This is a genomic window from Aeromonas sp. ASNIH8 (assembly GCF_002919855.1).
In the GTDB taxonomy this organism is placed as follows: domain Bacteria; phylum Pseudomonadota; class Gammaproteobacteria; order Enterobacterales; family Aeromonadaceae; genus Aeromonas; species Aeromonas caviae.
Map to the genome: position 1 here is coordinate 23,944 of NZ_PQLN01000004.1, position 22,019 is coordinate 45,962.

Genomic DNA, 22,019 nt, shown 5'->3' on the forward strand with positions numbered 1-22,019 from the left:
AAAATCCCGTCCAGGTCGCATCTCGGACTATGACCGACACGCACATCTGGTATAGTGGGGCCCGCTTTTTTTCAACTTGGGTACATCCCATCCAGGCACCAGGAATTTCAAGATGTCCAAATTTGCCCGCTCCGTTATTCTGGCCTCCCTGTTAAGCGCCACCGCTCAGGCCAACCAGCCTGTTCCGACCCCGGATTCGGCCCTGCCGAGTGCCCAGCCGGTCCCCACTTTGAACAGCGCCCCCATGGTGGTGCCTGCCGCGCCCGAGATCTCCGCCAAGGCCCACATCCTGATCGACTACTTCTCGGGCCAGGTGCTGGCCGAGCAGAACGCCGACGAGCGTCTGCCCCCCGCCAGCCTGACCAAGATGATGACCTCCTACATCGTCGGCGACGAGCTGCACAAAGGGAACATCAAGGGCACCGACATGGTGACCATCAGCCAGAACGCCTGGTCCAAGAACTACTCCGACTCCTCCAAGATGTTCATCGAGGTGGGCAAGCAGGTCTCCGTCGATGATCTCAACAAGGGCATCATCATCCAGTCCGGCAACGACGCCTGCGTCGCCATGGCCGAGCACCTGGCAGGCAGCACCGACTCCTTCGCCAGCCTGATGAACGCCTGGGCCGCCAAGCTCGGCATGAAGGACTCCCAGTTCAAGAACCCCCACGGCCTGGATGAAGAGGGCCACTACAGTACCGCCCGCGACATGGCCCGCCTGGGTCAGGCCCTGATCCACGATCAGCCGGAGGAGTACAAGATCTACTCCCAGAAGTCCTTCGTGTTCAACGGCATCACCCAGCACAACCGCAACCGCCTGCTGTGGGACCAATCCCTGCAGGTTGACGGCATCAAGACAGGTCACGTCAGCCAGGTCGGCTACAACCTGGTCTCTTCCGCCACCAACAACGAAGGCATGCGCCTGATCGCCGTGGTCATGGGGGCCAACAGCGAGGCCTCCCGCGCTGCCGAGAGCAAGAAGCTGCTCACCTACGGCTTCCGCTTCTTCCAGAGCCTGACCCCCTACAAGGCGGGCACCGAACTGGTCACCCAGAAGATCTGGATGGGCGACAAGCCGGAAGTGAAGCTGGGGGTCGACAAGGACGTCTCCGTGCTGGTCACCCGTGGCCAGGGCAACAACCTCAAGGCGGACTTCCAGCTGGAGAGCGAGCTGAAGGCGCCCCTGGCCAAGGGCCAGCGCGTCGGCACCGTGTACCTCAAGCAAGGGGACAAGGAGATCAAGCAGGTTCCCCTGGTTGCCCTGGAAGAGGTGCAGGAAGGTGGCCTGATGAGCCGCCTGTGGGATTACCTGGTGATGCTGGTCTCCAGCTGGTTCAAGTAACAGACCCTTCCTCAAGCAGCGGCGCCAACAGGCGCCGCTCCTGTCTTTTGCGGTCTGTCCAGTCAATAACCCTGTAATCTGCAGGTTCCGCCGACTGACGATTTGTGGTAAAAAGCAGCATTTCCACGTCTTGCCGCACCGCCGGGTCTTGATCCCGAGGCGGCTCATGCCCATATAGACTGGGAACTGTCCCCTGGGGGCAGATGAGGGGACCGTTTCGGCGGCCCTCAAAGACGTAAAGATGACGTCGCGTCCCGGCGACCCAGAAAGGTGAAGTAGATGAATACCAAGTTTGATGAACTGCTGGAGTTCCCCTGCAAGTTCCCGTTCAAGGTGCTTGGCGTGGCCGATCCCGCCCTGCCCGACATGGTGGTGGAAGTGCTGCAGCAACATGCTCCCGGCACCTACAGCCCGACCGTTCAACCTAGCTCCAAGGGCAACTATCACTCGGTACGGGTGACGGTCACCGCCCAGAGCAAGGAACACATCGAGGCCATGTATACCGCCCTTGGCAAGATCGAGCTGGTTCGTTACGTCCTGTAAGTTGCCTCTCTCGCCCCGCCACCGGGGCGACTGATTATTTGCCGCCCGGTCGCAGCGGCGACCGTACCGACACCGCGCCGCCAGTGAGGAAAGATGTCACTCGAAACGCCCGCCGAGCCACAACCGTCAGCCGGCCAACTGCTCGTCAGACAGCTGGGCCGTCGCCCCTACCAGCCGGTGTGGGACGCCATGAAGGCGTTCACCGACAATCGCACCCCCGACACCCCGGACGAGTTCTGGGTGGTGGAGCATGACCCCGTCTACACACAGGGTCAGGCCGGCAAGGCCGAACACCTGCTCGCCCCCGGCAACATCCCGGTGGTGCAGAGTGATCGCGGTGGCCAGGTGACCTATCACGGCCCGGGCCAGCTGGTGCTCTACGTGCTGGTGGATGTGCGCCGCAGCAAGCTCTCGGTACGGGAGCTGGTGACCTGCCTCGAAACCGCCATCATCAACACGCTCGCCAAAAGCAATATTGAGGCCTACGCCAAGGCCGATGCCCCGGGCGTCTACGTGAAGAGCGATCTGGGTATGGAGGCCAAGCTGGCGTCCCTGGGCTTGCGCATTCGCAAGGGGTGCTCGTTCCACGGGTTGGCCCTCAACGTCAACATGGACATGACTCCCTTCCTGCGCATCAATCCGTGCGGCTATGCGGGCATGGCCATGACCCAGACCAGCGCCCTGGGCGGCCCACAGAGCGTCGCCGAGGCACAGTCCCTGCTGGTGACGGAGCTGGCCCGCCTGATTGGCTACCAAGAGATCACGAATACCGAAGAGGCGGCATGAGCAACCCCATGCCCCGTGGTCACGAGGGAGCCGCAAGGCCTCTGGTGACCGTCAACCAGACAATAACAAACACCGAGAGTGAATCATGAGCAAACCCGTTCGTATGGAGCCGGGCGTCAAGCTGCGCGATGGCGACAAGATGGCCCTGATCCCGGTGAAATTCATGCCGGATCCCAACGAGGAAGTGCTGCGCAAGCCGGAGTGGATGCGGATCAAGCTGCCGCCGTCGAGCCAGAAGATCGAGCACATCAAGAGCACCCTGCGCAAAAACAAGCTGCACTCTGTGTGTGAAGAGGCTTCCTGCCCCAACCTGGCGGAGTGCTTCAACCACGGCACCGCGACCTTCATGATCATGGGCGCCATCTGTACCCGCCGCTGCCCCTTCTGCGACGTGGCCCACGGCCGTCCGTTGCCGCTGGATCCGGAGGAGCCGAAGAAGCTGGCGCTGACCATCAAGGAGATGGGGCTCAAATACGTGGTGATCACCTCGGTGGACCGCGACGATCTGCGGGACGGCGGTGCCCAGCACTTCGCCGACTGCATCAAGCAGATCCGCGAGCACAGCCCGCAGACCCGCATCGAGATCCTGACCCCGGACTTCCGTGGCCGGATGGAGCAGGCGCTGGAGGTGTTCCGCGAGACCCCGCCTGACGTGTTCAACCACAACCTGGAAACCGCCCCGCGCATGTACCGGGTCGCCCGGCCGGGTGCCGACTACAAGTGGTCGCTGGAGCTGCTGCGCCGCATCAAGGAGATGCACCCCCACGTGCCGACCAAGTCCGGCGTCATGATGGGTCTGGGCGAAACCAACGAAGAGATCGTGCAGGTACTCAAGGACTTGCGCGAGCACGGCGTCAACATGCTGACCCTGGGCCAGTACCTGCAACCGAGCCGCCACCACCTGCCGGTGAAGCGTTATGTGCCGCCCGCAGAGTTCGACGAACTCAAGGATGTGGCCATGGATCTCGGCTTCAGCCACGCCGCCTGCGGTCCCTTCGTGCGTTCCTCCTACCACGCAGACCTGCAAGCCAAGGGGGAAGAGGTCAAATAAGCCTCTTTTCCTGCTGGCAGAAAAAAGAGCGCCTCTGGGCGCTCTTTTTTTTATCGCCGTCACCGCGCAGGCAGCGGTTGTCCCTTTGTGATTGGCGCCGTTCTGGCGTAACGTGGCCACTCCCCTTCTCTGGAGTGCTGTGCCGGATGCCGACTCTCACCGTTCGCCTGATCCCCCTGCGTGACGCAGACTTTCCCGCCTATCGCGACTACTTCATCGAGGATTACGCCCAGGATCTTGCCAGCAACCACGGGATGGCGCTGCCTGACGCCCACCGTCAGGCCGACGCCTCGTTGCAGCAGCTCCTGCCACTGGGTGTCGCCACCCCGGGTCATCACCTGCTCGCCATGGTACCTGAAGCCTCGAACGCGCCGGGCGAGCCTCTGGGCTATCTCTGGCACGCCATCGACGGCGCCGCCGGCACCACCTTCATCTACGACTTCTATGTGACACCGCCCCATCGTGGTCGCGGCCTCGGCAAGGCAGCCATGGCCGCCCTGGAAGCGCAGCTCGCCCCCCTAGGCATCCACCAGATCAAGCTGAGGGTGGCCCATGACAACCCGAGGGCACTGGCGCTCTATCAGGCGCTGGGCTTCACCATCACCGGCTACAACATGGCAAAGCGTCTGGATTGAGCACCTTCATTGGGCCACCACCCGGCCCATGGCTCAGAGCGAGATGCCGGAAAAAGACATGAAGCCGAGGGACATCAGCCCGGCCACGATGAAGGTAATGCCGATCCCCCGTAGCCCCTCTGGCACATCCGAATACTTCATCTTCTGGCGCAACCCCGCAATGGCGACGATGGCCAGCAGCCAGCCCAGCCCTGAGCCCGCCCCGTAGACCACGGATTCGATGAAGTCGTAATCCCGCTGGGCCATGAACATCACCCCGCCGAAGATGGCGCAGTGCACCGTCAGCAGCGGCAGATAGATACCGAGCGCGTGATGGAGCGCCGGGAAATGTTTGTCCAGCACCATCTCCATCACCTGCACCAGGGCCGCCAGCACCCCGATATAGACGATGAAATCGAGAAAGCCCAGATCAAACTCCCCGAGGAAGGTACTCTCGGGACGCAGGATATGGCGGTAGATCAGGTTGTTGAGGGGGATGGCGATTACCATGACCACCAGCACCGTCATGCCCAAACCGAAGGCGGTGTTGATGTTCTTGGAAACGGCCAGGAAGGTGCACATGCCAAGGAAGAAGGCCAGCGCCAGGTTTTCCACAAAGATCGACTGGATGAAGAGATTGACGTAATAGTCCATGAATGAGTTCACCACTTGGTTGCAATAAGAGCACGTCCGCGCCCGGCCAACGGCCAGTCGCGAAGATGACGTTTACAGAGAGAGCTGGCGCAGCACCCGGTAATGACCACGGCAGCCGCCAGACTGCCGAGCAGCCCGGTCAGCGGTACTCAATGACGGGGATCAAACGGGCAGGCGCCCGGCTGGTGAACCTAGTCGCCCTGGCAGAAGCGATATTGCAGGTGGTGGCAGCGAAGCCGCCGTGTGTGCAGAGCGCCGAAGTAGTCGGGCCGCTGCCTGAGGTAGATGAGGGGCAGGAAGAACAGCAGGCCACAGAGCAGGCCGAGGATCTCGTGCTGGAACCAGGCCAGCAGCATCTGGTAGAGCTCGGCATGAGCGGCCCCTTCCAGTCGCCGTCCCTGCTCGAAACCGAGCCGCCACTGGGAGGCGGGCGGCAGGCTGACGTTGTCGGCAAGCCCCGGGTTCGCTGGCTCATGGAACAGCATCGGCCGCTCCTGCCCTTGCGTCTCCATTCCCTTAGTTGCAACGACCCCTGCCGCCGCCGCAGCGGCAAGCCAGAGAAGGCAGGCGATGGCAAGCACCATCGGCCATGACGAGGGGCGGCGAGAGGATGACAAGGGGGCTGTCCGTCAAGAAAAATTACAGGTGGAATATATCACAATACCGTCACTTATTGCATTTTCCACCATGAGATATTAACAGGAGCGATATTAAACACCGCCCCATTCCCTAAAACCGGCAAGGTTGCACCACCTTGAGAAAGCGGCTTTCATCTTCCTCAAGGTGAGGGCTTACCCCTGCTGGAAGGCCGGGTGGTAACACACTTCGCCACTGGGCATGGCAGCACCGAACGAGCGGGCCATGAAGTACTCGGCTGGCACGCCGGGCAGCGTCAACCCCGGCTCGGGCACGAAACCGAAACGGCCGTAGAAGCCGGGATCCCCCAGCACCACGCAGCCGGCCGCCCCTATCCCCTTGAGCTCGGCCAGACCCGCGTCCATCAGCCGTGACCCCAGCCCCCTGCCCTGAAGCGCAGGGGAGACGGAAATGGGGCCAAGGCCATACCAGTGCGGGCTGCCATCGCTGATGGTGACCGGCGAGAAGCAGAGGTGGCCGACCACCCGCCCCGCCTGCTCCGCCACCAGCGACAGGCTGAGTGCCCCGGCCTGGCGCAGGTCACGCACGATCAGCTGTTCGTTGTGATCGGTATGGGGGGCATTGAGGAACGCGGCCACGGTCAGCGCTTCAATGGCGTCGTGATCGGCGCCCGTTTCAGGTCGAATGAGAATATTCATAAGGTTTTCTCCGTTTGTTATCTTGCAATGGATGACCTGATCAGACTGCCTGCAGGCAGCAGATCACATAGCCATAGCTGCCCAGGTATTGGCGGTGAATGGCCACTTCCCGGCTCAGATCCTGCCAAGCTGGGCTATCCCCCAGCTCGGCACTGTGGCGCGCCAGATTGCGCTCGATGGGATCCAGATAGTTGTCCCAGGCCCTTGGCGGCAACGGGGTGTGCCACAGACAGCGATAACCCGCCTCCTGCACCGTTTTGAGCAGGCCCGCCAGGGTCTGCATGGCGGGATAATCTCGCTGCCAGAACGCCAGCGCCTCCTCTGGGGGCGTGTCAGTCAGCCACACCAGGTCGCTCAGCACCAGGCAGGCATCAGGATCGGCAAGGTACGCCCGCCAGGCTTTGAGCGCATTGGCCACCCCTATGGTGTAGGCGCTCCCCTCGGCCCAGATGAGATCGGCGGGGACCAGGTCCGCCGGCAGCGCCGCCATGTTGGCGCACAGGGTGGTGACCTGCTCAAAGCCAGCCGCGCTGGCCGATCTCGCCACGGCGGCCAGCGCCTCCTCGTCCAGATCGATGGCCACTATGGTGGCGTCCGTCACCTGTGCCAGCGCCAGGGTGGCGGAGCCGCGCCCGCAGCCCATGTCGAAGATCCGGCGAGGCTGGCTGGGCAGCGCGGCAAATTGCTGCTGGGTGAAGAGGCTATCGCCCGGCCCCCAATAGCTCATGCCATCCAGCAGCAGCTTGAAATCCCGGATGTAGCGCTCATGTTCATTCATGTCTTTGCTGAGCCACTGCAGGTGGTAACGCGCTTTTTCACTGAATCCCTGCTTCATCACCCAGGCAAAGTAAGCCTGCGGGGCTTGATGCTGCAGTTGCCGCTGCCAGGCCTTGAACTCGTCGCCGGAGTGCGCACGCAAACCGGCGAGATCCGCCAGCAGATCCCGGGCGCGTTGCATCCGCGCCAGCTCTTCATCCAGCTCCCTGACCCGGGCCTGCAATGCCGCCTGATCTATCTCGCCAGCCAGACAGGCGAGGCACTGCTTGAGGCTGAGACCACCTGCCTGCAGGGCCTGTACCATCCGCAGCCGCTGCAGATCGTCATCGTCGTAGTGGCGATAGCCGTTGGCGCCCCTCGTGCCCGTAATCACCCCCAGCTTCTCGTAATAGAGCAGGGTAGAGCGGGCCAGGCCGCAGCGCCGGGCCAGTTCGGATATTTTCATGACAGCGACTCGCAGTGGGGTCCGTGACCCGATGAAGGGAAGCTTAAACTGTGAAGCAATAGACGGGTCAACGACAACATCCGGGTTAACACCATAAAAAAACGGCCACCCTGAGGTGGCCGTCATCGACAGCAAGAGAGACTCGCGGGATCAGAGGCCGGCGGCTTCCAGATGCTCCACCAACAACTGCACGCTGCGGTTGCCACGCCACTCGTTGACGTCGAGCCGGTAGACCAGCCGCACCCGCTTCACCGAAGCATCGGGCCAGCGCTGCAAGTCGACGCCAAAGGCGATGGCATCCACCGCGTGGCCGGAATCCGTGGTCAGCATCATCTTGAGGTGCTTCTCCCCCACCAGCCGCTGCTGCACCAGCACGAACTCGCCGTCAAACAGCGGCTCGGGGAAGGCCTGACCCCAGGGGCCGGAGGCGCGAATAAGCTCCGCCAGCTCGAGGGTGAGCTCGTCCGGCAGCAGTTCGCCATCGGTGAGCAGCACCCCGGTCAAGAGCTCAGGGGTCACCAGCTCGCCGATGACCGCCTCAAAAGCCCGCCCGAAGGCCTCGATATTGGCCTTGGGCAGGGTCAACCCGGCCGCCATGGCGTGGCCGCCAAACTTGCCCATCAAGCCGGGGTGGCGGGTATCGAGCAGTTCCAGCGCATCGCGCAGGTGCACCCCCGGGATGGAGCGCCCGGAGCCCTTGAGCTCGGTCTCGCTGCTCTCGGCAAAGGCGATGACCGGGCGGTAGTACTTCTCCTTCACCTTGGAGGCCACCAGCCCCACCACCCCCTGATGCCACTCGTTTCGGTGCAGCACGATGCCGGAGGGCACCTCGCCGTCGCGAAAACGGATCTGCTCCAAAGTGGCGAGCGCCTCCTGCTGCATCCCCTGCTCGATCTCCTTGCGCTCCTGGTTGAGGCTGTCCATTTCGGAGGCGAACTGGCGCGCCAGGTTGATGTCGTCACAGAGCAGACAGGCGACCCCGAGGGACATGTCATCGAGCCGGCCCACCGCGTTGAGGCGCGGCCCCAGCGCAAAGCCGAGATCGGCAGCGCACAGGCGACGACCGTCGCGGCCCGACACATCCACCAGCGCCTGGATGCCGGGGCGACAACGGCCGGCCCGGATCCGCTGCAACCCCTGATGGACCAGGATGCGGTTGTTGCCATCCAGCGCCACCACGTCGGCCACGGTGCCGAGGGCCACCAGATCCAGGTAATCTGCCACGTTGGGGGCGCGCAGCCCCTGGCGCTCATACCAGCCGCTCTGGCGCAAATGGGTGTTGAGAGCCGCCATCAGATAGAAGGCGACCCCGACCCCGGCCAGGGACTTGGAGGGGAAGTCGCAGCCATGCTGGTTGGGGTTCACTATCGCGTCGGCGTCAGGCAGCTCCTGGCCGGGCAAATGGTGATCGGTAACCAGTACCTGCATGCCGGCCGCCTTGGCCGCCGCCACCCCGGCGATGCTGGAGATGCCGTTGTCCACCGTGATCAGGAACTCGGCGCCGCGGGCCACCGCCAGCTCGACGATCTCCGGGGTGAGGCCATAGCCGAACTCGAAGCGGTTGGGCACCAGAAAATCGATGTGGTGCCCCCCCATGGCGCGCAAGGCCAGCACGCACAGGGCCGAGCTGGTGGCGCCGTCGCAGTCAAAGTCACCGACGATGAGAATGCGTTTTTGCGCCGTAAGCGCCTCGGCCAGCAGCGGCACCGCCTGCGCCATGCCGAACAGACGCTGGGGCGGCAGCAGCTGGTTGGCGCTGCGCTCCAGCAGAGCGGGATCTTCTACCCCGCGGCTGGCGAAGATCTGGCGAAGTAGCGGGTGCAGGGTGGCGGGCAGATGGGAATCATCAACTCGCGGACGACGACGGATTTGCAGGGGCATTGATGTGATCCAGTATCTTGAGCAGTTGTTCGGGGCTCTGGTAACCGCGCACCAAGTCGCCATTGGGCAGGACCCAGCTCGGTGACGCCTTGATCCCGAGCCATTGGCTCAGGCCGATATGATGGGCAAGGATCGCATTACAGCCGCTCTCAGGCAAACGATCGCTGAAGTTGAGTTCGCGCAGCAGCCTGGGATCGCACCAGAGCGCCTGCGTCTCGGCCAGCTCGACGAAGGGGGCAGCCAGGGGCAGCAACTGCACGCTCACCCCTCTTTCCTGCAATTGCGGCAACTCGTCCAGCACGGCGTGACAGCGGCGGCAGCCGAGATCGGTAAACAGGGTCACCCGGTAGCGCTCGTTCGGCGCCTTGAGCCAGAGCCGGGCCTCCCCTATCTGGGAGAGCGCCAGCCTGCGTTGCTGCTGCTGGCTGAGCCGGGTGAGGTTTCTCATGTCGTGGGCCAGATCCAGCATGGAGCCCTGCAGCACATAGTCTCCCCTGGCATCGCTGTAGAGCAGTCCCTGGGCCGTGCCCAGCAGATAGAGGCCCGGCATGGGGGTCTCGTCCACCAGGTAGACCTGCACACCGAGGCGCTGCTCTATGGTCTGTTTCAACACATGGGGGTCCATCCCCGCGCTGGCCGCAAAAGCGCACAGCAGCATCATTCCCAGCAGTAAATATCGCATCAGCTCATTCACTTGGCATGATTGAAGGGTCTCATAAGGTAACCCAGACAATTCCCTCTCCCAAAGACCTTAATTAGTGATTGATTAATAACGTCCGCAAGAAAAAATCACGGGATGACAGGTTGCCAATCGGGCTTGAGCCCCGCAAGCTAATCAGGACGACGGGAGACATCTTTAGTCATCCCTCTGTTTTGCTGATGTTTTATTATTCAAATCGACGTGCGCTCAGGTGGCACTTCGTCCATTTCTAGGGGGAAAAATGAGTCTGATTCAAGAGTTCAAGGCCTTTGCATCCAGGGGCAATGTGATCGACATGGCTGTCGGTATCATCATAGGTGCCGCCTTTGGCAAGATTGTCTCCTCCTTCGTGGGAGACGTGATCATGCCCCCCATCGGGCTGATCCTGGGGGGCGTGGATTTCAGCGATCTCGCCGTGACCCTGAAGGCCGCCGAAGGGGATGCCCCTGCCGTGGTCATCGCCTACGGCAAGTTCATCCAGACCTGTATCGACTTCCTGATCATCTCCTTCGCCATCTTCATGGGGCTCAAGGCCATCAACACCCTGAAGAAGAAGCAGGAAGAGGAAGCCGCTGCCCCGGCCGGCCCCACCAAGGATCAGGAGCTGCTGACCGAGATCCGCGACTTGCTGAAATCCCAGCAGGGGAAATAACCGTTTCCTCCCTGTCGTGTGCTGAAAAAAAACCGCCTTCGGGCGGTTTTTTGTTGCAAGGCAGGTGAGGCGATCAGGCTCTGGGGTGGTGCTGGCCGTGCAGTGCCTTGAGCCGCTCGTTGGCCACGTGGGTATAGATCTGGGTTGTGGAGAGATCCGCGTGGCCCAGCAGCATCTGCACCACTCGCAGATCGGCGCCGTGATTGAGCAGGTGGGTGGCGAAGGCGTGACGCAGGGTGTGGGGGGAGAGCTCGCCCTGGATGCCGGCGCGCTGGGCATAGAGCTTGATGCGGTGCCAGAAGGTCTGACGGGTCATCATGCGCGCCTGCTTGGAGGGGAACACCACGTCCGAGCTGGTGCCGCCGAGGAGCAGGGTACGCGCCTCCCGGTAGTAGCGCTCCAGCCAGTGCACCGCCTCCTCCCCCATGGGGACCAGGCGCTCCTTGTTGCCCTTGCCCACCACCCGCACCAGCCCCTGGCGCAGGCTGACGTGTTCGGCGGTCAGCCCCACCAGCTCGGACACCCGCAGCCCGGTGGCGTAGAGCAGCTCGAGCATTGCCTTGTCCCGCAGCTCCAGCGGATCGTCCACCAGGGGGGCTTGCAGCAGCGCCTCCACCTCGGCTTCGCTCAGATCCGATGGCAGCTTTTTGGGGAGCTTTGGCCCCTCCAGCAGCACGGTGGGATCGTCGCTGCGCAGCTTCTCGCGATTGAGATACTGGTAGAAGCGGCGCAGGGCCGAGAGGAAACGGGCCGTACTGCTGGCCGCGAACTGATGGTCCACCCGCCAGGCGAGGTAGTGCTGGATGTCGTCCAGCCCCGCCAGCAGCAGGGAACCGCCTTGCTCATCGAGCCAGAGGGCAAATTTTTCCAGGTCGCTGCGATAGGAGCTGACCGTGTTGTCGGAAAGCCCCCGCTCCAGCCAGAGGGCGTCGAGAAACGGCTCGATCAGGGGATGGGATTCTGCTTTGCTCATGGTGCGCCGCGCTCAGGGAAACAGGTCGCCATTGTAACGTGCCGACCCACCCGGGCCGCAAGGCAAGGCTGCACATCCTCTCAGGCGGTGAAGAGCCCGGCGCAATCTGCTAGACTGGCGCCCTCCCCCCGGGCGCCGCTGTGCCGGTCACGCCCCTTGCCGACTGCGATCAAGAGAAGAGCGATGAAGATAGGTTTGTTTTATGGCTCCACCACCTGCTACACCGAGATGGCCGCCGAGAAGATCCGCGCCCTCATCGGCCCCGAGCTGGTCGATCTCCACAACATCAAGGATGTGCCCCTCGCCCGCATGCAGGAGTACGACATCCTGATCCTGGGCATCTCCACCTGGGACTTCGGCGAGCTGCAGGAGGACTGGGAATCCCGCTGGGAAGACATCGCCGACCTGCATCTGGAGGGACGCATCATCGCCCTGTTTGGCATGGGCGATCAGCTGGGCTATGGGGAGTGGTATCAGGATGCCCTCGGCCTGCTGCACGATCAGCTGGTCCCCAAGGGAGTCAAGCTGGTGGGCTACTGGCCCAACGAGGGGTACGAGTTTGACGCCTCCAAGGCGCTCATCGACGATGGCCGTCACTTCGTCGGGCTGGCCCTCGATGACGCCAACCAGTACGACCAGACCGAGTCCCGCATCGAGCAGTGGGTCGACCAGATCCTGAGCGAGATCCACGAACTGCTCTGACCCTGGCCGTCTGGATGTTCGACGACGCCAGCCAATGGACGACCAGACCGACCCCGCATCGAGCAGTGGGTCGACCAGATCCTGAGCGAGATCCACGAACTGCTCTGATCCTGATCGCCTGGATGTTCGACGACGCCAGCCAATGGGCGACCAGATCGACCCCGTATCGAGCAGTGGGTCAACCAGATCCTGAGCGAGATCCACGAACTGCTCTGACCTTTATCGCCTGGATGTTCGACGACACCGGCCAATGGGCGACCAGACCGACCCCGTATCGAGCAGTGGGTCGACCAGATCCTGAGCGAGATCCACGAACTGCTCTGACCCTGATCGCCTGGATGTTCGACGACGCCAGCCATTGGACGACCAGACCGACCCCGTATCGAGCAGTGGGTCAACCTCATATAAAACGAGCGCCATGAGCGGCGCCAACCTCCCCTGCCGGTAGCCTGCGCTCGGGCTGCCGGGCGCATAAATCGCACCGATTTTCTCGTTTGGTATCATCGGCTGACGCTATAGCGACTTTTTGCTTCTGGTCTGCAACAATGAGGTCGACACCCCATAACAACACAACGCCGGGTGTCGGAAGCAAACGGACAGACCAGAAAAGGATATTCTATGACTTCATTCTCCCTGTTGGCCCCCGCCATCGCACGCGACGTGCTCGATCACGCGCTGGCGCTGGGTGCCGATTTCGCCGAGCTGTTTGTGGAGCACAAGCGCCGCAGCCAGCTCAGCCTGCTCTCCAGCCAGATAGAGAACATCAGCGGTGGTCTCGACTTCGGTATCGGCGTTCGCCTGTGCTACGGCCACAAGGTGCTCTACGGCTACACCAACCTGGCCGATCGCAACGAGCTCTTGCGCATCGTTACCCTGCTGGCGGCCAAGGACAGGCGTGACCCCGTGGTCACCGCCACTGCCTTTGACTTCACCCGCCTGACCGACCGCAACCCGATCGCTCTGCCGCTGTCGGCCGACAAGCTGCTGGAGCAGAAGATCGCCTACCTGCATGCCATGGACGCTGCGGCCCGCGCCGAGAGCGACAAGGTGAGCCAGTTCTCGGGCAACGTGCTCGGCTGGGAGCAGGAGGTGGAGATCTTCAACAGCGAAGGGGTGCAGGTGAGCGATCGCCGCCACTACAACCGCATCATGGCTCAGACCATCGCCCTTGACGGGGGCGAGCAGAGTGTAGGCTATGAAGCCCCCGGTGCCATGAAGGGATGGGAGCATGCCGAGAGCATCGATCCCCGCGAGCTGGCTCTCACCGCTACCCGCCAGGCACTGGTGAAGCTGGGCGCCGCCCCCTGCCCGAGCGGCAAGCTGCCGGTCATCATGGAGAGCGGCTTTGGCGGCGTCATCTTCCACGAGGCGTGCGGTCACCTGCTGGAGACCACCTCGGTAGCCAAAAAGGCATCCGTGTTCCACGACAAGATGGGCCAGCTCATCGCCAACCCCGCGGTCAGCGCGGTGGACGAGGGCTTGCAGGGCAACGCCTGGGGCTCCATCAACGTCGATGACGAGGGGATGGCGACCCAGCACACCCAGCTCATCAAGGACGGCGTGCTGACCGGCTTCCTAGTGGACAGAATGGGGGCCCTTCGCACCGGCTACGCCCGCACCGGTTCCGGGCGCCGGGAATCCTACAAGTTCGCCCCCGCCTCCCGCATGCGCAACACCTATATCGAACCGGGCAACTACAGCCTCGACGACATGCTGGCAACCGTGGAGCACGGCATCTATGCCAAGCGGATGGGGGGTGGCTCTGTGCAGCCCGGTACCGGCGAGTTCAACTTCAACGTGCAGGAGGCCTACCTCATCGAGGGGGGCAGGATCACCCGGCCCCTCAAGTCGGCCACCCTGATCGGCACCGGCCCGCAGGTATTGAAGGAGATCTCCATGGTGGGGCGCGATCTGGCCCTCTCCGCCGGCATGTGCGGCTCGGTCTCCGGATCCATTCCCGCCTCGGTCGGCCAGCCGCCGCTCAAGGTTGACAGCATTCTGGTCGGAGGGAACGCCTGATGAACATCCATGACACTCTATGCGGTTCCATCTCCCGCCTCATTCGCGTTTCAGTCGGCCAGCCGCCGCTCAAGGTTGACAATATCCTGGTCGGAGGGAACGCCTGATGAGCCAACTCGACATGAACCAACTGCTTGCCCGTCTGCTGGAGCAGGTCGCCGATCTGGGTGCCGAGGCAGACGTCATCGCCAATCAGGAGAAGGCCTTCTCCCTCAAGGCCGACAAGGGCGAACTCAGTGAATACAAGGTCACCAGCAGCCAGCAGATCGGCATTCGCCTCATCAAGGAAGGCCGGGTCGGCATCGCCTATTCCGAGTCCCTCGACGCGTCGGCCCTGGACGCCATGGTGCAGGATGCGCTGGATGCCGGCCGCTTCGCCAAGGTGGACCCGGATCAGCGCATCACAGTGCAGCAGAGCCGGCTCATCACCGACTGCGCCGAGATACATCAGGCCGACACCACGGCGGTGGAAGAGAAGATCGCCCTGACCCTGCGCCTCGAGTCCGACATGCTGGCCCTGCCGGACGTGACCGGCGCCCCCTACAACGGCTTCTTCGAGGGGGAGAGCCGCCTCTGGCTTGCCAACAGCCAGGGCAGCCTCTGCGAACATCAGGAATTCAGCGTCGGCTGCCACAGCTCCGCTCTCATCGAGCGAGAGGGCCGCCAGTCCATGCACTACCAGGGACAGTACGCACGACGCTTCGACGAGTTGGAGAGCCAGCCTCTCATCCGCCAGATCCACGCCGTGGCCGATGGCCTGCTGATGGGTGAGGCGGTGCCGAGCGGTCGCTACAGCGTCATCTTCAGCACCCACTGCTTTGCCAGCCTGTTTGGCTGCTTCCAGTCCGCACTGTCTGGCAAGTGGGCCCAGCAGGGGATCAACCCCTGGCGCGACAAGCTGGGCCAAAGCGTGGCTTCTCGCTGGCTCACCCTGGAGAGTCGTGCCTATATGCCGGGGGGCATGAAGATCAAGGCGTTTGACGGCGAAGGGGCCGCCACTTCGGATCTCCTGCTCATCGGCGAGGGGGAGCTCAAGACCCTGCTGCACAACAGCGCCACCGCCCGCCACTTCGGCGTGACAAGCAACGGTGCAGCCGCCCGCAGTGCCCGCAGTGCCCTGGACGTGGCCCCTCGTCACCTGGTGTTCGGGCTCGGCCCCCACGGCGAGGCCGAGGTACAAAGCGGTGAGTACCTGGAGCTGGTCAAGCTGGACGGCCTGCACTCCGGGGCCGATGCGGTGAGCGGCGACTTCTCGTTCGGCGCCTCCGGCTTCCTCTGCCGAAATGGCGAGCGCGTGGCACCGGTACGCGGCATCACGGTGGCGGGCAACTTCTATCGTCTGCTCGGGGAGCTGGAAGCGGTCGGCAACCAGCTGCATCACGACGATGGCAAGGACTTCTATGCCCCGCTGATCCGCTTTGGCGGGCTCAGCATTGCCGGCAAATAAGAGGGGGAGCCTTACTCGGCTCCTCCCCCTTCAAGCGGCGCCATCAGGCGCCGCTTTTTTTATCCATGGCGCCCCCCGACAGCCACTTCTAACCTCAAAGAGCCACCGACCGCGTTGGCCGGGAACTCTGGAGAATACGACGATGGACAACACCCTGGTCTGGGCCGATATTCCGACACGGGATCTGGATCGCGCCATGGACTTTTACTCGGCCCTGCTCGATGTGCAGGTCACCCCCATCCAGGAAGAGACCATGCGCTTTGCCATGCTGCGCCACGACGGCAGCAACGCGGCGGCCTGTCTCGGCCCCATGGACAAATATCACCAGCCCGGCGGTGCCGGTCCCCTCATCTATCTCTCCCTCGGTGACAGGCTGCAGGAGGCGGAGCTGCTGGTCCCCCGGCTCGGCGGGCGGGTGCTGGAGCCTCTGCACAGCATCGGCAGCGGTCATGGCTCCCGGGTCATCATCGAGGATACCGAAGGCAACTGGCTGGCCCTCTATGCCCCACCAGCCAGCTGACGTCCGGATACACAGAAACAACAACGGCGACCTGATGGTCGCCGTTGTTGTTTAACTGCACTTGCCGGCCATTACGCCTCTGGATTGAGGCGGGTCGGGATGCCGGTACGCTGTTCCAGCACCTGCTTGACCACGTTGGAATCGCTGTCAGCATGGGCGATGAAGCGGGTGGTAGCCGGGGTCATGGGCAGCGGCACGGAGGCGGTGGAGTTGAACTCTTCCTCGGTGCGCGACAGCGGCTCGTGCACTTCCATGTAGCGACCGCCATCCGGCTCGACCGTGGTCTTGACCGGCTGGTTGACGAACTGGACGCGGGTGCCGACCGGCACGTGATCGAACAGGTACTTGATGTCGTCGGCGCGCAGGCGCACGCAGCCGCTGCTCACCCGCAAACCGATGCCGAAGGTGGCGTTGGTGCCGTGGATGGCGTACAGGTTGCCGATGTAGAGCGCGTGCAGGCCCATGGGGTTGTCCGGGCCGGCCGGCCAGACCGCGGGCAGGGTCTTGCCCTGGGCGGCGTAGCGGCGACGGATATTCTCGGTCGGGGTCCAGGTCGGGTTGGCACGCTTGCGCTCAACCTTGGTGATCCAGTTCTCCGGGGTGTTGACCCCGAGCTGGCCGATGCCGATGGGCAGCACATGCACCACGTTCTTGCCCTTCGGGTAGTAGTAGAGACGCATCTCCGCCACGTTGATGACGATCCCTTCGCGGGGAGCGTTGGGCAGGATCAGCTGATGGGGAATGATCAGCGTGCTGCCCGCCTTGGGCAAGTAGGGGTCGACGCCCGGGTTGGCTTCCATGATGTTGGTCAGACCCAGCTGGAAGTCGGAGGCGATCTGCTCCAGCGGACGGTTGTCTGCGGGCACCACGTATTCCTGGTTCTCACCGATCAGGCGGCTGTTGGCTGCAGGCAGCGGGTATTCAACGGCGGCGGCCTGCTGGCTGACCAGCGCCAGCGTACATAAAAGAGCCGAAGCGGCAATGCGAAGGGGATTCATAAAATTCCTGTATGGTTTCCTGTTCCTGTGGGCCTTTGCCCTGCTCATCATCGGTCTCTTGTGGGCCCGTCACCGGGGACCAACAACCGAGCGCGCATTCTTTCCCGAGCAGGGCAAAATTTCAACTTGGAGATGGTCTTTTTCGCCGAAAAGATCCATTTCACTGCCAACTCGGGGGCATCTTTCACCCCTTGCACTCTAGCAACCCCAGTCTGAGCGTAAAATGAACATGGCGCAGGCATGTCAAGGCCGTCCCAAATTGCATGACGAGGCGGTCACGAGTACAATCTCGCACCCCGTATATCCGGAGTATCGAGTCACCTCCTGCTCCGATGTACCCCCATCGGATGGCCGTGCGTCGAAGACGGTCGCGCCACCGATGAACCCACACGACGCCATCAGGTGGCGCCGTCCTGATTTGCAATCAGATAAAAGAGTCCAACATGTTCAGACCAGAATTGCTCTCCCCTGCCGGGACCCTCAAGAACATGCGCTACGCCTATGCCTATGGCGCAGACGCCGTCTATGCGGGCCAGCCGCGCTACAGCCTGCGGGTACGCAACAACGAATTCGATCACGAGAATCTGCAGCTCGGCATCAACGAGGCCCATGCCCTCGGCAAGCAGTTCTATGTGGTGGCCAACATCCAGCCCCACAACTCCAAGCTCAAGACCTTCATCCGCGACATGCGCCCCGTGGTGGACATGAAGCCGGATGCACTCATCATGTCCGACCCCGGCCTCATCATGATGATGCGCGAAGCCTTCCCCGACATGCCTATCCACCTCTCGGTGCAGGCCAACGCGGTCAACTGGGCCACGGTGAAGTTCTGGCATCAGATGGGACTGACCCGTGCCATCCTCTCCCGCGAGCTGTCTCTCGACGAGATCGAGGAGATCCGCATGCAGGTGCCGGAGATGGAACTGGAAGTCTTCGTCCACGGGGCGCTGTGCATGGCCTACTCCGGCCGCTGCCTGCTCTCCGGCTACATCAACAAGCGTGACCCCAATCAGGGCACCTGCACCAACTCCTGCCGCTGGGAGTACAAGGTGCACGAGGGCAAGGAAGATGACGTGGGCCAGATCGTCCACCGCCAGGAGCCCATCGCCGTGCAGAAGGTGGATCCGACCCTGGGCGCCGGCAAGCCGACCGATGCCCTGGTGCTGCTGGAAGAGTCCAACCGCCCGGGCGAGTTCATGACCGCGTTTGAAGACGAGCACGGCACCTACATCATGAACTCCAAGGATCTGCGCGCCGTCGAGCACGTCGAGCGCCTGACCAAAATGGGCGTTCATTCGCTGAAAATCGAGGGCCGTACCAAGTCCTTCTACTACTGCGCCCGTACCGCACAGGTCTATCGCAAGGCCATCGACGATGCGGTGGCTGGCCGTCCGTTCGATCCGACCCTGATGGGCACCCTCGAGAACCTGGCCCACCGCGGCTACACCGAGGGCTTCCTGCGCCGTCACAACCACAGCGAATACCAGAACTACGACTACGGTTACTCCGTCTCCGACACCCAGCAGTTCGTCGGCGAGATCACCGGTCGCAACGGTGACATGGTCGAGGTCGAGGTGAAGAACAAGTTCCTGCTGGGCAACAGCCTGGAGCTGATGACCCCCCAGGGCAACCTCAGCTTCAACCTGGAGCAGATGCAGAACCGCAAGGGCGAGCTCATCGACACCGCACCGGGCAACGGCCACGTGGTCTACGTGCCGGTACCCAAGGAGATCGACGTGAATTACGGCATCCTGCTGCGCAACCTCGGCGAGCGCGAGGATACCCGTCAACCTCACTCGGCGGCCTGAGATGGCACTGCTCATCACCGACAAGTGCATCAACTGTGACATGTGCGATCCGGAGTGTCCGAACCAGGCCATCACCCTGGGGAGCAAGATCTACGAGATAGACCCGGATCGCTGCACCGAATGCGTCGGCCACTATGAGAAGCCCACCTGCATCAGCGTCTGCCCTATCGACTGCATCATCTGGGATCCCGCCCATGTGGAGACCGAAGATCAGCTGATGGAGAAATTCGTGCGGATGCACAGGCAGTAGCTGTAGCACCTGCATCAGCGTCTGCGCCCCATGGACGGCATCCTCCGGGATCCCGTCCATAGGGTGGAAACCGAAGATCAGCTGATGGAAAAGTTTGTTCGGATGCACAGGCAGTAAGCCTGTATCAGCGTCTGCGCCCCATGGACGGCATCCTCCGGGATCCCGTCCATAGGGTGGAAACCGAAGATCAGTTGATGGAGAAGTTCGTGCGGATGCACAGGCAGTCAGCGTCTGACACTCGCGGGTGCATTATCCAGAAATAGAAAAAGCCGGGCATGCCCGGCTTTTTCTATTGCGCTGCCCTTCCCTCAGGGTTTGACCAGTTTTTGCAGCGCCTCGAGTTCGCGCTGGGCTTCCAGCAACTCGGCCTGGGACTCCTCCAGCTTGGACTGCTTCTTGGCAATCTTGTCCGGCTTGCCCGATACCCGTGCGCTCTGCAACTCGGCCAGCCGCTCTTCCACTTCTTCCCTCTGCTTGACCACCTTGCGTTGCTGCTCCTCAAGGAGCCCGGCATCGGTACAATGGGCCTCCAGGTTGCGCAGTGCCCGCTCAAGGCCGGCTACCTGCTCCTGATTGTTGTGCGCCCTGGCGAACGCAAGCTGATCCGTCACGGCCTGCTGTCTGGCCTTGCAGCCGATGTTTTCACTACCATAGGCTTGTCCGGCCAACAACAATAAGCCTATTCCGGCGATCTTCCACATAACAACCTCTTTGTTCTGTCATACTGGATGGCCGTCCATGAGACCTGACTCCCTGTGTGAGGTCAAGACACATGGGGCCGGGCTACGACAGAGTGTGCTCTGCATCATGCCGGGCCGCTTTCGCCGAGGCTACAATGGCCCTTTCAATCAGGAGAGCCACATGACCCAACACATTCTCATCATTGCCAACGGCGCCCCCTATGGCAGCGAGTCCCTGTTCAATGCCCTGCGCCTCGGCATCGCCCTTAAAGAGGAGGCGAAGGTAGACCTCAACCTCTTCCTGATGTCGGATGCCGTCACTGCTGCTCTGGCCGGGCAGGCTCCGGCCGAGGGCTACAACCTGCGCCAGATGCTGGAGATACTGCTGGCTCAGGGCACCCGGATCCGGCTTTGCAAGAGCTGCACCGATGCGCGCGGCATCACCCCGCTACCCCTTGTCGAGGGTATAGAGATAGGCACCCTCCCCTTGCTGGCTCAATGGACTCTGGCCGCCGACAAGGTGCTGACCTTTTAGCCGTCAGGGCCCGGCCCGGACCAGCGCAGTGCGCGAGGTCCGGGTACTCAGACCATAGAGCATCAGGATCACCAGGCAGAGCAGCGCCATCAGGGCATAAAGCCAGCTCCCGCCCCAGTGGGCCAGCACCCAGCCTCCCAGCAAGGCCCCCATGGCCACCCCGAGTCCGGAGATGGAGGCCGCCCCGAAATAGCTCCCCTTCAAATGACCAGGCGCCATCTGATCGATCAACACATTGAGCAAGGGGAAGAGGATGCACTCCCCGACGCTCAAGAGGATCACCGCCACTATCCAGTGCCACCAGATGGCGGTATCCCCCAGCGCAAACTGCAACTGGGCACCGAGAAAGAGCGCCACCCCGAGTTGCAGCTTGCGCCGCGTGGACCAGCGGGCAGTCAGGTGCAGCAGGGGGAACTGCAGCATCACTATGGTCAGCGCATTGGTCGTCACCAGCCAGCCGATGAGCCGCTCCACTTCCGGCGTCCCCGCGCGGGTCAGATACTGGATGAGGGGCGACTCGAACTGGGCATAGACCAGCATCAGCAGCAGATTGGCCATGATCAGCAGCAGAAACCCCCTGTCCTGCCAGAGCACCCGCAGCACGGCACGCATGCCGGGCCCGGCCGCCTGGCTGGTGTGGCAACCCGCCAGCCTGAACCCGATGACAAAGACCATGCCAAGCAGCAGATAGCTGGCACTGAGCAACAGGAAGGTCTCCTGACGCGCGCTCAGGCCATAGGTGACGCCGAGCAGAGGACCGATGGCCGCCCCCAGGTTGAGCAGGAAATAACGCAGGTGCAGCGCCAGCTCACGGGCTTTGGGCTCGGCCAGATTGTCGGCCATCAGTGCCTTGCCCGGTGAGTCGATGAGTCCGTAGGAGAGTCCGCTGCCGATCACCCCGAGTGCCAGCCAGCCCACCTGGTGGGAGAGGCCGAGCAGGGCCACACTGGCGGCGGACACCAGGCAGCCGAACAGCAGGATGTTGCGCCGCCCCCATTTGTCCGAGAGCCAGCCGCCATAGAAGCTGACAAGCGTGGAAAGCGCCGCCGTGGCCCCCAGGATCAGGCCTATCAGGGTCGCCGAAAGTCCGTAGTCACGGTAGAGCAGGATGGAGAGAAAGGGCCAGACCATGAAGAAGGTGGTACGCACCATGAAAGTGCCCAGGATGACGATCCAGACCAGGGAAGGAAACTGCCTGAGGTAGGCCCATGACATGCTGCAATTCCTTTTGCCAACGAAGCGGGGCCGTCCCTTATATCAAGGGGCGCCAAAAGGAACAAGGAGACAATCTGCGCCATGCCGGGCGACAGGCACAAAAAAGCCGACCCAAGGGTCGGCTCTTTCACA

The 22,019-nt window shown here is 62.6% G+C and carries 23 protein-coding genes; 13 read left to right on the forward strand and 10 right to left on the reverse strand.

Going from position 1 to position 22,019, the window contains the following annotated elements; all coding sequences use genetic code 11:
* The first annotated feature begins 112 nt into the window (after positions 1-112).
* The 5 genes from C3418_RS02100 (at position 113) to C3418_RS02120 (ending at position 4,357) form a co-directional block, all read left to right on the forward strand.
* The gene (locus tag C3418_RS02100; protein ID WP_010673757.1) at positions 113-1,342 is read left to right on the forward strand and encodes a D-alanyl-D-alanine carboxypeptidase family protein; all 1,230 of its coding nucleotides are present in this window, start codon (positions 113-115) and stop codon (positions 1,340-1,342) included.
* Positions 1,343-1,621: 279 nt separating this feature from the next.
* Positions 1,622-1,885, forward strand: coding sequence for a DUF493 family protein YbeD (gene ybeD / locus C3418_RS02105; protein WP_010673756.1), 264 nt, complete (start codon positions 1,622-1,624; stop codon positions 1,883-1,885).
* Positions 1,886-1,978: 93 nt separating this feature from the next.
* Complete coding sequence (gene lipB, locus C3418_RS02110; RefSeq protein WP_010673755.1) at positions 1,979-2,671, forward strand: lipoyl(octanoyl) transferase LipB; 693 nt, start codon at positions 1,979-1,981, stop codon at positions 2,669-2,671.
* Between the two features lie 85 nt (positions 2,672-2,756).
* On the forward strand, positions 2,757-3,722 hold the full coding sequence (gene lipA, locus C3418_RS02115) for a lipoyl synthase (protein ID WP_010673754.1): 966 nt from the start codon (positions 2,757-2,759) through the stop codon (positions 3,720-3,722).
* A 146-nt stretch (positions 3,723-3,868) separates the two neighbouring features.
* Positions 3,869-4,357, forward strand: coding sequence for a GNAT family N-acetyltransferase (locus tag C3418_RS02120; RefSeq protein WP_010673753.1), 489 nt, complete (start codon positions 3,869-3,871; stop codon positions 4,355-4,357).
* Between the two features lie 33 nt (positions 4,358-4,390).
* Here C3418_RS02120 and nqrE read toward each other — a convergent pair whose 3' ends face one another.
* The 6 genes from nqrE to C3418_RS02150 all read right to left on the reverse strand — a co-directional run bounded on the left by nqrE (position 4,391) and on the right by C3418_RS02150 (position 10,070).
* The gene (gene nqrE / locus C3418_RS02125; RefSeq protein ID WP_010673752.1) at positions 4,391-4,990 is read right to left on the reverse strand and encodes an NADH:ubiquinone reductase (Na(+)-transporting) subunit E; all 600 of its coding nucleotides are present in this window, start codon (positions 4,988-4,990) and stop codon (positions 4,391-4,393) included.
* 191 nt (positions 4,991-5,181) lie between these two features.
* Positions 5,182-5,475, reverse strand: coding sequence for a hypothetical protein (locus tag C3418_RS02130; RefSeq protein WP_010673751.1), 294 nt, complete (start codon positions 5,473-5,475; stop codon positions 5,182-5,184).
* Between the two features lie 306 nt (positions 5,476-5,781).
* Positions 5,782-6,285: a GNAT family N-acetyltransferase gene (locus C3418_RS02135; protein ID WP_010673750.1), complete on the reverse strand. Its 504-nt coding sequence runs from the start codon at positions 6,283-6,285 to the stop codon at positions 5,782-5,784.
* A 40-nt stretch (positions 6,286-6,325) separates the two neighbouring features.
* Entirely contained in the window at positions 6,326-7,507 is a 1,182-nt protein-coding gene (locus tag C3418_RS02140; protein WP_010673749.1) for a MerR family transcriptional regulator, read from the reverse strand.
* A 150-nt stretch (positions 7,508-7,657) separates the two neighbouring features.
* Complete coding sequence (gene recJ, locus C3418_RS02145; protein ID WP_010673748.1) at positions 7,658-9,388, reverse strand: single-stranded-DNA-specific exonuclease RecJ; 1,731 nt, start codon at positions 9,386-9,388, stop codon at positions 7,658-7,660.
* Complete coding sequence (locus C3418_RS02150; RefSeq protein ID WP_029314092.1) at positions 9,354-10,070, reverse strand: DsbC family protein; 717 nt, start codon at positions 10,068-10,070, stop codon at positions 9,354-9,356. The genes recJ and C3418_RS02150 overlap by 35 nt, the downstream gene beginning before the upstream one ends.
* Positions 10,071-10,329: 259 nt before the next feature.
* Between C3418_RS02150 and mscL the strand changes: the two genes are divergently transcribed.
* On the forward strand, positions 10,330-10,740 hold the full coding sequence (gene mscL / locus C3418_RS02155; protein WP_010673746.1) for a large-conductance mechanosensitive channel protein MscL: 411 nt from the start codon (positions 10,330-10,332) through the stop codon (positions 10,738-10,740).
* 73 nt (positions 10,741-10,813) lie between these two features.
* Here the strand turns inward: mscL and xerD are convergent, their stop codons facing one another.
* A complete protein-coding gene (gene xerD / locus C3418_RS02160) occupies positions 10,814-11,713 on the reverse strand; it encodes a site-specific tyrosine recombinase XerD (protein ID WP_010673745.1) in 900 nt (299 codons plus the stop codon).
* Positions 11,714-11,896: 183 nt separating this feature from the next.
* Between xerD and fldB the strand changes: the two genes are divergently transcribed.
* The 4 genes from fldB to C3418_RS02185 all read left to right on the forward strand — a co-directional run bounded on the left by fldB (position 11,897) and on the right by C3418_RS02185 (position 16,401).
* Positions 11,897-12,415, forward strand: a complete 519-nt coding sequence (gene fldB / locus C3418_RS02165) for a flavodoxin FldB (protein WP_041212516.1) — start codon at positions 11,897-11,899, stop codon at positions 12,413-12,415.
* A 618-nt stretch (positions 12,416-13,033) separates the two neighbouring features.
* Positions 13,034-14,434 carry a TldD/PmbA family protein gene (locus C3418_RS02170; protein ID WP_010673742.1) on the forward strand — a complete coding sequence of 467 codons (1,401 nt, stop codon included), beginning with the start codon at positions 13,034-13,036 and terminating at the stop codon, positions 14,432-14,434.
* Positions 14,435-14,540: 106 nt separating this feature from the next.
* Positions 14,541-15,881: a TldD/PmbA family protein gene (locus C3418_RS02180; RefSeq protein ID WP_010673740.1), complete on the forward strand. Its 1,341-nt coding sequence runs from the start codon at positions 14,541-14,543 to the stop codon at positions 15,879-15,881.
* A 142-nt stretch (positions 15,882-16,023) separates the two neighbouring features.
* Complete coding sequence (locus tag C3418_RS02185) at positions 16,024-16,401, forward strand: VOC family protein (RefSeq protein ID WP_010673739.1); 378 nt, start codon at positions 16,024-16,026, stop codon at positions 16,399-16,401.
* Between the two features lie 71 nt (positions 16,402-16,472).
* Here C3418_RS02185 and C3418_RS02190 read toward each other — a convergent pair whose 3' ends face one another.
* Positions 16,473-17,399: a L,D-transpeptidase family protein gene (locus tag C3418_RS02190; protein WP_010673738.1), complete on the reverse strand. Its 927-nt coding sequence runs from the start codon at positions 17,397-17,399 to the stop codon at positions 16,473-16,475.
* Between the two features lie 443 nt (positions 17,400-17,842).
* Here C3418_RS02190 and yegQ point away from each other — a divergent pair, with 443 nt between their 5' ends.
* On the forward strand, positions 17,843-19,207 hold the full coding sequence (gene yegQ, locus C3418_RS02195; protein WP_010675357.1) for a tRNA 5-hydroxyuridine modification protein YegQ: 1,365 nt from the start codon (positions 17,843-17,845) through the stop codon (positions 19,205-19,207).
* Position 19,208: 1 nt separating this feature from the next.
* Complete coding sequence (locus C3418_RS02200; RefSeq protein WP_010675358.1) at positions 19,209-19,457, forward strand: YfhL family 4Fe-4S dicluster ferredoxin; 249 nt, start codon at positions 19,209-19,211, stop codon at positions 19,455-19,457.
* Positions 19,458-19,765: 308 nt separating this feature from the next.
* On the opposite strand, the gene C3418_RS02210 is transcribed toward C3418_RS02200, so the two are convergent.
* Positions 19,766-20,158 (reverse strand): DUF1090 domain-containing protein, encoded by a 393-nt coding sequence (locus tag C3418_RS02210; protein ID WP_039041125.1) that lies wholly within the window; start codon positions 20,156-20,158, stop codon positions 19,766-19,768.
* A gap of 160 nt (positions 20,159-20,318) precedes the next feature.
* On the opposite strand from C3418_RS02210, the gene C3418_RS02215 reads away from it, so the two are divergent.
* Entirely contained in the window at positions 20,319-20,672 is a 354-nt protein-coding gene (locus C3418_RS02215; protein ID WP_043153224.1) for a DsrE/DsrF/TusD sulfur relay family protein, read from the forward strand.
* Between the two features lie 3 nt (positions 20,673-20,675).
* Here C3418_RS02215 and C3418_RS02220 read toward each other — a convergent pair whose 3' ends face one another.
* Complete coding sequence (locus C3418_RS02220) at positions 20,676-21,887, reverse strand: MFS transporter (RefSeq protein WP_043153227.1); 1,212 nt, start codon at positions 21,885-21,887, stop codon at positions 20,676-20,678.
* Positions 21,888-22,019: the final 132 nt, after the last annotated feature.